The organism is Legionella stuttgartensis, from assembly GCF_977063405.2.
In genome coordinates this window covers 262,977-276,546 of record NZ_CDRUHA020000022.1, presented here as the reverse complement: position 1 = coordinate 276,546, position 13,570 = coordinate 262,977, and the positions used below count along the sequence as shown (strand labels likewise).

Below are 13,570 nucleotides of genomic sequence, written 5' to 3'. Positions count from 1 at the left end.
TCCAATTTATATGACTTGGTTCCCACTCATACTACTCACGGGGGTTGTTTCCTCCAATCCCTCACTGGGGACTAAAGAGGGTTCTTCACGTATTAAAAGTGCTTGGAGTTGATCAATCTTTTTTAGTTTATTTTGTAATTGCTCAACAGTCTGTGAAAATAGAAAATGCAGCGATTTTTTATCTAAAGAAATTTTATCCAATTCTGTATGGAGTTTTCTACGTTTTATTTCGAGGGTTCCATAAAGGTGAACACACATTTCTTTTGGATGAAGAAATGAAGCATAGTCAATGCGTGGAGTGATATCAAAAAAGCCATTCTCTCTGACCCAGGCACATTGAGCGCATACCGTTGTTAGAAGTTTTTTCTTTTCTTCTAAAGGCATTTCAATTTTGGTTAATTTTAATAAGTATTTTGCATCTGTTAGTAACGCTTGAACAACAGCTTGATTTTGTCTCCACGTTTCTCTCTTATAAGGTGATGTGGAAACCTCATAGCTTCTGCTCATTTTCCTCAGATCACCTAAAATACGTTCATCATTAAACGGTTTCTTTTTATTTAATCCTCCAATGGCCCAAAATAAAAGAAAACGATAGACGTCGGCTCCTTCCAGTGCCTCTATATGCGGTAACTTCTGATGTAACCGAGGCGTTCTCAACTTCATCAGTAGTTCGTTGTAATATTCGCCATCCATTCCTAATTGTTCGACAGAGAATAGATAGAGATGACGCATACACGTTGAAAACTCAATTGGATTTATTTTATTCCGAAACAACTCTAGAGGACATGGTTCTCCGTTGGGTTTTTGATAGTCAAAAACATGTAAAAGCCTTAATAGGCTAAACTCAATATGCATATATAGATTCTCGATTTTTAATTCAGGCCAAAAAATAAAATGCAGAAAATAGCAAAAAACTGATAATCATGGACTTTTATATTACATAGAGCTACTCATGAAAGCAACTATTTGGATTGTGGGAATAAATACGACATTTTTTATTACTCAAGCATTCCTTTGCAGTTAGTCTAATCAAGATAATCCATTGGTCTTAAACTAGCGTACTTTTCCAGTTTGTTTTTTTCCTAATCAAAAGCCCCGATGCATATAAAACAACACCGGTAAGAATTAAAGATAAGGTACGAATAATTGTTGGTGTTGATGAGGCATCATAAAGTAATGCTTTACCTGCAGCAAAAAATAAAACGAGAAGGGTCGATTTTGCAATAAGCACATCGTTTCTCAGAGTTGAAACTCGCAATATGATAAGTACGTATGCAAGCCAGGACGCAGATACAGCCAATGTACTGTATTCAATGGTTAACTGGTAAAGACTCATAATCGCAAGGAGATGAGAAGCTGCCAACAAAACATAGCAATACTCTTCTTTTTTAGCTAATTCCTGGTAATTTTGGATTAATAAAAACCAAATACTGGCAAAAGAAGCGCCAGCCACTACAGACCAGGATAGCTCTTTACTGCTAATTAAGTGACTTAATATACTGAGGTATTCAATCCCCAAAATAGCAGAGAGCGCCACAAATGGAATTAAAAAGGGAATACTCCATTGAATCTGTTTGATTTTTGCATAGAAAAAGGTGCACCCAAAAACGATTGCAGCAAAAAGCCATGGTTTTAAACTTAAGGGCAGAAGGCCAAGATAAATCGAATGAAAGCAAACAAGTGTTACAAAGGTTAGCAATACATTCCGACTATTAAAACGACGCTCAGGAAACCATCTTTTAGCTGAGTAATAAAGCCCGACTAAAAGAGCCGCTGAAGCTAAGGAAACACAAGAAGCCAAAGTGGGGTCAATACGACTGAGATAATAATATTCCATTGCATAAAAGATTAATAATACTGGGAACAGACTCCAAGACTCTTTCTCTGTAAGATGTTTTTTAGTCAACTGCGTATGAAATAAAGTGCCAATGGAGTAGATTAGAAAATTAATAACGAGTGCCGTAGCAATTAACACATCTTGATGAAGTTTTAGCCCAACTATTGCTGTTATTGATATGGCCAAATAAGCTGAAATCATGGTTAACGTACGTGACTCCACCCAAATAGCAAGTGTTGCAAAATTCAACGAACAAATTGTGAAATAATACAAAGAAAATATAGCGTTATTCTCAACTCCAGCAACAAGGGGGGCGATGTATGCGCCTAAGGCCGCAACGATCGCATAAATATCATGCTTAAATCGTAAATAAAACCAAATAGAAACCCCTGAGATAATCGTTGATATGGCGATAACCGTTTGGAATGAGATAAGCAAATAATACTGATATGCGGCAAAACAAGTTAAATAGAGTACCGTTGCTCCTGCAGCTGGTAAAAAACAAGCATAGATTCGATCGGCACTGGAAATAATGATTCCACCTGTAAATAATGCCATTCCAAATAATGTAGCCACTCCAAGTTGTTTTTCATGAGTCAACCATCCCGATTCAATTGATAATTTTACTATGAAACACGCTGCTAGAATAAAACAAACGGAAGCTACAAGCCCCAACCAATTGCCCGACATGGGTTTAGATGTTGATTTTTGTGTACTTCTTTTATCTTTAATAGATCTAGATTGTTTCGATGTAGTCGAGGTCATGCCATTAATTTTTTCAACCATAGACACACGCGCTTCTAAGGCCTGTAAACTTTTTTCAATATCAATCGATTCCAAAGAAGTATCCCACATATTAAAAAGACTTGCACAATTTTACTACATTTTGCCCATTTGTTTCGAGTATTATTTTACAATTATGGTTAAATTCTTTATTTAATGAGCGTTTAAGAATTCCTAGGTCCACGACATTTCACTTTGCTTATACTAATAGAGTGATTATCTAACTTATTTTCCAACTCAGTGGTGGATATTTTTTAACCCATCATATGATAAACTTTAATTATAGAGTTCTAAAATCGTTTTCCCTTAACAAAGGGAGTTCGGCGCTGAGGAATAATTGTGGGATTACAAATTAAAGAAATTTTTTATCTTTTATCTGCTATGAAAGATGTTGCTACGGCTCAGGGGAAACAGTCATTAACACCACTACAACAATCATCCCTTAATGCGGTATATTCTCAGGTATTTGGCCATACAGATGAATTGCAATTAACACATCTAATTGACACACCACTTTTAGGTTTTGCCCAAGTTTTCCCTGATGCGAGAAAAGCAGAATATGTATTACGTTTTTTAGTGGTCACGGCCTTGATGGATAAAACCATTGATGGCGAAAAAATTCTAACTGTTTTTGATTATGCGAAGGCTGTCAATATTTATCCACATTACCTAAACCAATTAAAGAAAACCTTGGAAGGAGATTTTCAGTGGCTTATTAAAGATATTATGCGTAAGAATCTTGAAAGTTTTGATATTTTTCCAAATATTCAAAATGAAAAAGATATTGAAAACTGGCTTTTTCCTTATCGTGGCGACAAAAAGAATCCTCAACTTGCTCAACGTTACGAGGCTCTTCGTCACTTACCCGAAGAAAGTTTTGGTCATCATATTTGGATGCAGTTTAAAACGAATCATTACAAATTCCCAGGCGAAGAGGAGGGTGCTAATTATGAGTTTATCATGCCCCATGACTCACTTCATGTTTTAAGTGAATATGATACAAGTCCTTATGGTGAACTCTTGGTATCTGTATTTACTTCAACAATGTTGGAAAAAAATTCAATTGATGGTCACGTTATTCCGGTTCTATATTCTTTTTACTTAGGTATCAAGATCAATGAACTTGCAGGCTCCTCTCAGGTAGACGTTAATCCCTATGAGTTTTGGGAGGCATGGTATCGAGGCTCGCAAATGCAAATTAATTTGTATTCTAAAGGATGGAATATTTGGGATGTCGCTGAAACTCCCATCACTGATTTAAGAGCGCTTTATCATGTTGTACCTAAATCGGATTTATTAAACCCCGTGAGTAGAGAACGAGAGAAATTGAGCTGAATTGAACGCTCAATTTTGCGTGAAATTACACTCTTGCTTGAAAATTTCATGAAGATTCTTCCATGCCGTAGGATTTGAAGTGGCCTCAAAAGCTTCTTTGATCCTTTTTGCGGTTTCTTGAATTGAAAGGTGCGTATTGTCTATTGAAAAATCATAGATCATATTTTGATGAGTGACTAATGCACTCGTACGATTCCATCCTCCTGGCCGACCGTTTCCTTGGATGTCATGAGCGCCAGCGGCTTGACTTCGTTGTAATTCACGACGGAGACCTTCTGCATCAGAAACAAATAAACCTACAAAAAAAACTTTGTAAGGAATAAAAGCATTCAATGCTGCTTGAAACCATAAAGGGCTCCAAAAAAGCTGATCGGAGATTACATTAATACCTACGTCAAGATAAGCAGCGATCGAAGAAAATGAAGCACAGATAACTTTATCCAAAAGGGGGCCTGTCGAAATATTATAGTACTCCAAGCCGTCCTTGAGGTATTTTTCAGCTGAAAAATACCTCGACTCAATAGTGGCCATATTGTTTTGTTTTGGGGGCGTTGCTTGTGAATAAACATCAAGACCGAGCAAGACATATTGTTCCTCCATCATGTCCTGTAACGCGCGACACGTACTCGTTTTCCCACTGCTTGAGGAGCCATTTAATAGAATGATTTTTCCTTTATCCATTAGTTATCCCTATAATCTCCTTATTGTTCATATTATTTTAGAATACTTTAGGTAGTGAATCTTCAACTGTTAATTAACATTTTTTTTGAACTCTAGATTATGGATATTCTGAGGGGAATTATATTAGACGGGATTATGATTATGATGCAAAAGGGGCGAAATACCCCCTTTGGACTTTACTTTTTTATTCCTGCTATGATTACTTCCTCAGCATCATGTTCATCATGTGCTTTAGCAATTTTTTTGGCAAGTTTTTGGTAAAACAGCGTACAGGGCATCTCTTCGACACCGCCTTGCTTATTGACATCAAAACGAGAACATCGAGTACTCCCAATTTTTTCCATATAAATTTGGTGCCTATCTCGTTCTCCGTCTTTACGGACTGTTGGATAAGTGATTAATACCTGATCGTAATCCTCGAGCAACGCTTTCACTGTTTCCTCACTTTCACTTTCACTTGCTTTAACCTGTGTTTTCTTATAAGGAATATTATGATCTACAAATACCGCATGCAAACCGTCTTTTCCCTGATGAATTAATTCAACTTGGTGTAATTTTTCTTTAATAGCTGTTTCATAAATATGATCAGCGCTACCTTTCATAAAGCTATCATCTCGAAAACCTAATTTTTTCTCAAAATATAAGTTAACAACTGGAGAGCAGATCCCATTTTCATCAGCGGATGCACCAACTTCATCTAAGATCTCATCTTGGGTTGTAAAGGTTTTCTCAGAAGAAGGAGCTTGTGGGCTCACAAGAGATGTCATAATTTTTTTTGATGAAGTCAAGTCAGATGATTCGGGACCATCTTCTTCTAGTTGAGGGTGGGTTAAATCTAAACGAGTTGAAACAGCACTTCTCAAAGCTGTGAATTGAGTTGCGGCAAAATTTAAAACGAAATTAATTGGAGTAAGTAATGAATTAAAGGTCCGAGGTTCGGTTTTATTGCGTTCATTACTACTTAAATTAGATGAATGTTCCTCATCGCTGTTATTTGTTTCGTAAAAGCTAGGCGAACTTTCATATGCTTCCTGAAGTTCAATGTCTACTTGATTATAATCGGTATCAAAATAATCAATCGCAGGAATTCCTGATTCACTATCCGATTCTAATAGCGGAGGGGCTTCCCTAACTGAGAGAGAGTTTTGAACTTCACTTACAATATTTGGATCGCCAAACGCGTCGTCCATAGTCAATTCCTCCTATACTAATTACATCCACAGCGTGTCATTATGTTAGCATAGTGAAAAATTTATTACCACAAATGACTTTTCAAATCGATAATGGTTGGGCCTAATGAGCGCTTTCTCACAGTAGTTATATGTTCGTACAAATCTAATGAAGACTTAAAAAGTCTTCATTAGATGATTATCTACCTATACTTTTTTTACAGATGAAAGATCATTTGAACCTTCTTCAACATTTTCAGTAGTGGTTGTACTAATAGTTGGTGTACTGTCCTTTTTAAGCGCCTTTTCACGTTCCCTGATTTTACTTATTATGGTGGCAGAGTCAGGAACAAAACCAGGTTGAGAAGTGATGCCTCCCTGAATTGGTTCCAAATCAAGAGCAACTAGTTCAACAATCCCTTTTCCTTTATGAATTAAGCTGCCTGCTAGATCATATTCATCCTCACCTTTGCCAAATTCATGAGCAATATCAAATTCTTTTAACGCATGAGAAGTTGCTTCACTAGGAGGATGAATTTCTGAGTTATTTTCCTTTAATGATTCTTGCTTTGCGTTAGCGTGTTGCTTTAACGATTTACGTGCACCTGGTAATAATGGTTTCCCACTTTTATCGAGAAAGACATTGACACCTACCATTTCAATATTCTCTGTACCACCTGTTTTATTATGAAGTTTCTCTCTTTCTGGATATTGAAACTTGTGTTTTTTGCATTCTTCGATATTTGTTTGTGCAGCCCCTTTTACCGTATCAATCATGGCCCCTAAAATTTTATTTGTTGAGCCAACATCTTTTTGATGCTCCTGATAGTCTACTCCATCAAAATTATCATCGATTACTGGTTCTGGAGTAATCTCATCGGTTGATAATTGCTTTTCGGTACTAGAATCTGTATTTTTCAATGCGCTGAAGGGAGTAGAAATAATATTTGCGATAAAAGTAATAGGTGTTAATAGAAGTTTAGCTCCTGCCCAGGGATCGCTATTTTTTTCTGAACTGCTGGTTGAGGGGATACTGCTATCACTTTCATAAGAGCTTGTTGATTCTGCAGAGTAACTTTGTGACTCTTGTTCTTTTTGAGTATAATCTGTGTCGAATTTGTTATAATCTGTGTCGAAATATTCTTGTATAGGTATTCCGCTGACTTCTGGGCTCTCTGATATGTTAGTTTCCGAAGTAACGTTGTCTTTAAGCTCATTTGTCGCAGTTTGCTCACCAATACTTCGACTCTCCTCTTTATTTACTTCTTGGTTATCATCAGGGTCAAAATCAAACCCCATATCACCTTGATATTTTGATTGCATAATTTACCTCTTTAACTAGATTTTACGGATGAGTAACTGGCATTTTAAGTGATCAAAATTAAGGCAGTATTAACACTGTTTAAGCATTTACATTTTTTAAATAAATATGATTATTCTTTACGGTTTTTTTACATACAATGTGTGTTTCAAGGGACATTAAAATGAATATTTATGAACGGATGTAACTTTGATAGGCTCTATTGATTTGTAATAAAATCAAAGTCATAAAAGATATAGGATTTTTTTTAACTTGAGTTTTCTACATGAAACAATAGATGATCTAGCCTAAAATCATTTTTGCTAAAAATTTTTAAAGAATAGTCCACGTGATTATGCTACTTGCATAGTAAGAGATATTACTCTGAGTGCCATACCAATATTGAGAAACAGGTAAAGAAATACCAACCTGAGCAATTAGTTTGGGTGTAGAAAACCAGAGCGAAGGAGTCGCATAAATAATATTTCCTCCTGTATTAGGAACAACATGCGGGCCCAATTTGGTTTTATCACTATACTCACCATTAAATTCGAGCAATCCTGAAAATATATATTTTTTTTCCACGCTTTTGATATTACGTCCTATTCCCAAATTATAATAATACTGTGTGCCTTGCTGAATAGAATCCTGTTTACTGATAAATAAAACTCCTGGTGCAATAAAACTATACCAATCAATTAGAGTACGAGAGTAAGTCGCTCCAATGAAATAGGTCATCGCATCGAAACTAGAAGGACCATTTTTTTTTGAAAATCCGGATACACGTCTACTTGGATCAAGCTTTTTAGAAATTGTATTTAAATTGCTGATAGGGAAGGTAGGAGAAAAAATAATAGTGGCTTGATCTGAATATTTTGAGTTGTCGTGATTATAAAAAGCATATTCTAAATCAAGCTCAAAATCACTTATACCCGACAAATTTTGATTGTTATTTTTATAACTCGAAACAACAGGTAGCGTGAGTAATAAAGAAGCCGTGTCTGTAATTCCATAAAGTAGGGAGGGTGTTATATCTAAAATCTGTTGAGACTGGCTAAATAAATAATCGGGATTAAATGAAACAATTAATTGATTTTTATCAACAATATTTTGACCAAAAGAAAAAAATGGGCCTGGTTGTTGTGATGTTGCTAAAGAAAAATTACCTACCGTTGGAGGCTGATTGGCTAGGGTGGGCTCAATAGCTGCGGATGAAGTTGCATAACCTATGAATATTAAAAAAAACAATCTTCGGCATGAGCTTCGAAGATTGGTTTGTCCTTGCATCCTTCTCTCCCGATGAAGATCCACTTATTTCTTTTTATTTATATTTCTCCAAGCATAATCCTATGCGAGATGTAGAGCAAACATCACTCCATAAAATATTCAAAATTTAGATTCTGGCTGATTCAAATAGTTATTAGTTTTACTCAATGTCTTTTATTTGATAACTATTTTTTATATATAATATCAATATCGTCTCAACTTGACTGAGTCATTTTATTAATCCAATTGGAATAGCATTGAGGAGTTTTATGCCTACAATTCTAATTAAAGATGTAGTGCTATATGCATCAAAAAATGAAATGATTAACTTTAAATCCACTAATTTTCTTTCAAATCATACGATTAAATAAAACGAATCATTCTCAAATTAAAACCAGGTTTTGATTTGATTATTGCTTTTTCGCTCTTGTGTGCATTGATGTAACTACAGTTCCTATTGTTTCATCAGTTAAGCAATGCACCCTATAGATAAGAATAGAGTCATTTGGTGGCCTGGCGCATTTACTAAAGCTTCCCAACATCAAATAAGAAATGCAATTGAAGTAATCGATGTTACAGAACAAGAGGTAAGAAAATTTTGGTGTAATGCCATTGTGTGTAATGAGCATATTATAATTCCAGCTGGTTGTGATTTACTAAGAGCAGAATTAGAAAAAATGAATTTTAAAGTTTCTAGTTGTGACATGAGTGAATTTATTAAAGTTGGGGGCTTGCAAATGATTCTGCTTAATTATGTCTTCGCCCAAGTTATGCTAAATATTCGATTAGAAAAAAGAAAAAAATGAAAAAAAGTCCCAAGATTAAATAAAACAAAAATTCATCTTGAATGCGTCTTTGTTCTTTTTCTCTTGACCGAAGCATGTAAAACGCAATAAAAAGAAATACGACGCCAACTATTATGCTTAAAATCTGCGCTCCCACAAAGAGGGACGTAAAATAAGACGATGTTGTTTGTGTAACAGGTTCTTCTATTGGATTCATTTTCGTCACAGCCTATAAATTCATTTTTATGTATGTGAGAACTTTTTTATCCTCGCTCTATTTAACCAAGATTGCAAGTCTGAGGAAGATTTACTCAATTTTGAATGAAGTATCAAACCGTTTTGCTTGCTAATGATTTAGCGAAGCATTGCCTATTTTGTTGATATTTTAACCAAAAAAATATAAAATGCTCGAACTATGAACAGGTTTTATATTTCTACGCGATATGAAGATTTATTTAGTTGGTGGGGCAGTACGTGACAAACTGCTTGGTTCTAAACCAAAAGATAACGATTGGGTTGTAGTAGGTGCTACTCCAGAAGATATGCTGACATTGGGCTATAAGCCAGTCTCTAATGGTCAAGAAGAAAACAGCTTCCCTGTTTTTTTACATCCGGAAACCAAAGAAGAATATGCTCTTGCTCGATACGAAAAGCGAATAGGGTATGGGCATGGAGGTTTTGAGTTTGATATCTCTCCGACGATTACTTTAATAGATGATTTAAAACGGCGAGACTTGACCATAAATGCCATGGCTATGCCGGTTGAGGAAGGCGAGCTGGGAGCGTTGATTGATCCTTATAGTGGGAAAACTGATTTAGAGAAACAAATATTGCGACATGTATCGCCTGCATTTGTTGAAGACCCTCTTCGGTTGTTCAGAACGGCACGCCTTGCCGCTTGTTTAGGTTTCCAAGTAGCAAAAGAAACGTTAATGCTCATGGAACAGATGGTTGCCGAAGGCAAAGTCAGCGAATTAAGTACTGAGCGAATATGGAGTGAACTAGAAAGAGCGCTTATGGGAGCCTATCCGTCAAATTTCTTTGAAGTGATTAAAAAATGTGGTGCGGATGGTATTTTATTTCCTTATATGAACATATCAGATATTAGTGTTAAAGCCTTACAACGAGCTGCTGATCATAAAGATTCAGCTCACATCCGTTTCGCTGTATTGATGCATAATTTGACTCAAGAAGAGATAATCAAGTTTTGCAAGCAATTCAATGTACCTAGTCAGTACCGAGACTTGGCATTATTAACCAATAAGCATTTAGCGCAATTCCGCCGGATCCAAGAGCTTGATGAAAAAGGAGTATTTGACCTACTAACAAACATGGGCGCGTTTCAAAATAAAGAACGTTTTAACAATTGTTTACATGTTTTTGCTTTATGCACCCAAAACTCGTCCTCAATAGAGCAAGCACACCAAGCTTTTCAAGCAGCCCAATCTATTGATACAAAAGAACTCGCTTCGAAATATATAGGTAGTGAAATTTCTACAAAAATTAAGATATCTCGTATCGAAGCAATCAAACAATGTCTCAATAGTTCCAAATTAGATTTCGGTCTTAAGTTTTTATACTAAGTTTTGGAGCTATTCTTACCTGCACTTTTGGTAAATCTTTTTTTACCTGGTTTGTTAAACGTTGAGGTAGTTCTCTTTTTGTTATCCGGAACAGGCTTTTTAGGTTTTGAACAACTATTGGTTTGGGGGACATTGTGATTGGGTTCAAAATCTTCGATTTCAATACGGCTTAATTTACGTTGAATTAGTTTTTCTATCGCGTGTAATTGATTGACCTCATCAGCACTAACTAATGAGACGGCTAATCCTGAAGCACCAGCGCGACCCGTTCGTCCGATACGATGAACGTAATCCTCAGGTACTTGAGGCAAATCAAAATTAACCACACAAGGTAATTGATCAATATCAATGCCTCGAGCAGCAATATCTGTGGCCACCAAAATATGTAACTCCCCCGATTTAAACTCTGCTAAAGCTTTAGTACGTTGGGATTGTGATTTATTACCATGAATTGCCGCTGCATGAATTTGTGCATCTGCCAATTGCTTTACTAATTTGTTTGCACCATGTTTGGTTTTGGAAAACACCAAAGTTTGACCCCATTTGTTTTTATGGATCAAATGGCTCAGCAAAGCGGCTTTGCGGCTTTTATCTACGGGATGGACTGTTTGCTTGATTTTAACTACGGTTGTATTTCGGGGTGTAACATCAATTTCTACAGGATGATTGAGAATGGTTTTAACCAGATTACGAATTTCATCAGTAAACGTTGCTGAAAACATGAGATTTTGGCGGTCTCTGGGTAAGTGTTTAATAATACGTTTCATATCATGAATGAATCCCATATCCAACATTCTATCAGCTTCATCGAGAACTAATGTATCCACCTCATCGAATTGTATGGCTCGTTGTTGATGCAAGTCTAACAAACGTCCGGGTGTGGCGACCAGAATCTCAACACCAGAACGTAATCTCATCATTTGAGGATTAATTTTAACCCCGCCAAAGACTACCGCAGAGCGAATTGAGAGATGTCGCCCATATTCAAGGATGCTTTCATGTACTTGGCTTGCTAATTCACGAGTCGGTGTAAGAATGAGAACACGAGTTCTATTATTTTTAGCCCGAGGTTTTGAACTGAGTTTTTGTAAGATAGGTAATACGAAACTTGCGGTTTTTCCTGTTCCTGTTTGTGCCGAAGCAAGAACGTCTTTACCTGATAATACATTTGGAATGGCTTGCGTTTGAATAGGGGACGGCTCCTTGTAGTTTAATTCGTTAAGGGCTTGAAGTAATGGTTCAATTAAACCTAACGATTTAAAACTCATGCTGTTTTCCTTTATTTATTGGGTATCAGTGTAGGGGAGATAATATTATTTACATTGGTCAAAATGTTTATTTAGAGGGCAATTGTATCACAAATTTCTGAAAATACGGTAGAAATGCTTAAATCAATCACAAATTGAAGCGAGTAATATATCTTTACCAAATGTTTCTTGTGGTCCGGGAGGCTCCCCCTAGACGGGGGAATTAATCAATATCCATTTTTCAGAATAAACTCCTAGGAGGTAGATCGATCTTTAGCAAACTATCACATGAGTAGACATGCACAACTCTCTTCTTTTTTATCATTTAATGCTACAGGTTGATAGTTAGAAACTTGGCCCGAGATGAACTCGAGATTTGAAACATCCCCTAACACATATTCGATTGCTGTTTTACTAGGCCCCATACGATAAGTATGATATAGCGCTGGTGTTACTAATTGCTTGGTGACAATACCCTCAAAAGACTCCTTTAATTGTACTTGAAAAACTGCGGCAATTCGATTTACTACAGAATGACTTTCTTCTAAGGTAAGGGTTGCATATTCTTGGGCTTCTTTTTGCGTACGAAATAGCTTCATTTTTTCAGTTTTTGGAATAGCAGCTTCTATTTCCTTAGCAGGGATTGTTTCTCGCTTTTTTTGATAGGGAAACGTTTTATCCCAAGGATTTGAAGATTGACAAACGTTTACTTTCTCGCCCACAGCATAGTAACTTGTCGTATTAGGTAATTTTTTTATAACTGGATAATCCTTATTAGTTGTTTGGAGTAGACGTAAACTTTCACTTCTCAAATCTATTGAGACTTGAGCGGTTTTTTGTAAATCGAATGTGTTAAGTTTTTCTAAAATTTTGGTTTTCATTTCAAGTGGTAGTTGATCAAAAAGCATGATTTTCCTCGCGATAAAGCTGTATCAATTAATGGCAATGATATAAAAAAATATATCAACTGAGCCAATATTAGCCAATTCGTTAATTTAGGAGAATCCACTAATTTTGAAATTTATGTTTTCCAAAATTGAAAAAAATAGATACAAATTTAAATTTCAGAGTGAAATGAAGTATATGCTTCTTAGCTATTTGAACTAGGATGGTCTGATTTAATCAATGCACTAGGATGATTTTTATTTTTAAGAGGTTGTTCATCAGTTGGTTACTATTGATTTAAGCCAAGCTAAAGTAGTCATGAGTCTATTTTATGTATTACGAGTAATAAATATACAATAAGAGCATAATTTTAATATTACCTTAATAAAACATTATTAGAATATATCACTATTCATTATTCAATTATTCATCGGATAACTAGCAAACTGTTGACTTGACACAAGCTACACGAGTTGTCTGTACTGAATGGAGGGCTGGTAAACTTAACTAAAATCAATAAGCAGATTTCCTGTTGAGATAGATATTTAAGTTTAATCAGTTTTTTGTATCAACATTTTGAACGAGTAGTTGCATTAAACACCTATCAATACCTTTCAGTGATACCCACTTACGCTTACCAACTGAGCGTTGTGATTAGGATTGTGAATGCACTATCAAATCTCATCTCAATTTAACATT

11 protein-coding genes are annotated in these 13,570 nt (G+C 35.8%); 3 read left to right on the top strand and 8 right to left on the bottom strand.

Annotated elements, in window-relative coordinates:
* Positions 1–6 precede the first annotated feature (6 nt).
* Together ACWTEW_RS06870 and ACWTEW_RS06865 are read right to left on the bottom strand one after the other, a co-directional pair.
* Positions 7–855 carry a hypothetical protein gene (locus tag ACWTEW_RS06870; RefSeq protein ID WP_454780967.1) on the bottom strand — a complete coding sequence of 283 codons (849 nt, stop codon included), beginning with the start codon at positions 853–855 and terminating at the stop codon, positions 7–9.
* Between the two features lie 193 nt (positions 856–1,048).
* On the bottom strand, positions 1,049–2,692 hold the full coding sequence (locus tag ACWTEW_RS06865) for a DUF2339 domain-containing protein (RefSeq protein WP_454780966.1): 1,644 nt from the start codon (positions 2,690–2,692) through the stop codon (positions 1,049–1,051).
* 267 nt (positions 2,693–2,959) lie between these two features.
* Between ACWTEW_RS06865 and ACWTEW_RS06860 the strand changes: the two genes are divergently transcribed.
* The gene (locus ACWTEW_RS06860; protein WP_454780965.1) at positions 2,960–3,955 is read left to right on the top strand and encodes a hypothetical protein; all 996 of its coding nucleotides are present in this window, start codon (positions 2,960–2,962) and stop codon (positions 3,953–3,955) included.
* Positions 3,956–3,964: 9 nt separating this feature from the next.
* Here the strand turns inward: ACWTEW_RS06860 and ACWTEW_RS06855 are convergent, their stop codons facing one another.
* From ACWTEW_RS06855 to ACWTEW_RS06840, 4 genes are all read right to left on the bottom strand, one after another.
* Positions 3,965–4,636, bottom strand: a complete 672-nt coding sequence (locus tag ACWTEW_RS06855; RefSeq protein WP_454780964.1) for a phosphotransferase-like protein — start codon at positions 4,634–4,636, stop codon at positions 3,965–3,967.
* Positions 4,637–4,812: 176 nt separating this feature from the next.
* Positions 4,813–5,826, bottom strand: coding sequence for a hypothetical protein (locus tag ACWTEW_RS06850; protein ID WP_454780963.1), 1,014 nt, complete (start codon positions 5,824–5,826; stop codon positions 4,813–4,815).
* Between the two features lie 186 nt (positions 5,827–6,012).
* Positions 6,013–7,104 (bottom strand): hypothetical protein, encoded by a 1,092-nt coding sequence (locus ACWTEW_RS06845; protein WP_483099563.1) that lies wholly within the window; start codon positions 7,102–7,104, stop codon positions 6,013–6,015.
* Between the two features lie 334 nt (positions 7,105–7,438).
* On the bottom strand, positions 7,439–8,392 hold the full coding sequence (locus ACWTEW_RS06840; protein ID WP_454780961.1) for a hypothetical protein: 954 nt from the start codon (positions 8,390–8,392) through the stop codon (positions 7,439–7,441).
* Positions 8,393–8,847: 455 nt separating this feature from the next.
* Here ACWTEW_RS06840 and ACWTEW_RS06835 point away from each other — a divergent pair, with 455 nt between their 5' ends.
* Complete coding sequence (locus ACWTEW_RS06835) at positions 8,848–9,177, top strand: hypothetical protein (RefSeq protein ID WP_454780960.1); 330 nt, start codon at positions 8,848–8,850, stop codon at positions 9,175–9,177.
* A gap of 422 nt (positions 9,178–9,599) precedes the next feature.
* A complete protein-coding gene (locus tag ACWTEW_RS06830) occupies positions 9,600–10,739 on the top strand; it encodes a tRNA nucleotidyltransferase/poly(A) polymerase-related protein (RefSeq protein ID WP_454780959.1) in 1,140 nt (379 codons plus the stop codon).
* On the opposite strand, the gene ACWTEW_RS06825 is transcribed toward ACWTEW_RS06830, so the two are convergent.
* Both ACWTEW_RS06825 and ACWTEW_RS06820 read right to left on the bottom strand, forming a co-directional pair.
* Positions 10,736–12,007: a DEAD/DEAH box helicase gene (locus ACWTEW_RS06825; protein ID WP_454780958.1), complete on the bottom strand. Its 1,272-nt coding sequence runs from the start codon at positions 12,005–12,007 to the stop codon at positions 10,736–10,738. The two genes, ACWTEW_RS06830 and ACWTEW_RS06825, sit on opposite strands and share 4 nt — an antisense overlap.
* Before the next feature lie 263 nt (positions 12,008–12,270).
* Positions 12,271–12,894: an F-box protein gene (locus tag ACWTEW_RS06820; protein ID WP_454780957.1), complete on the bottom strand. Its 624-nt coding sequence runs from the start codon at positions 12,892–12,894 to the stop codon at positions 12,271–12,273.
* Positions 12,895–13,570: the final 676 nt, after the last annotated feature.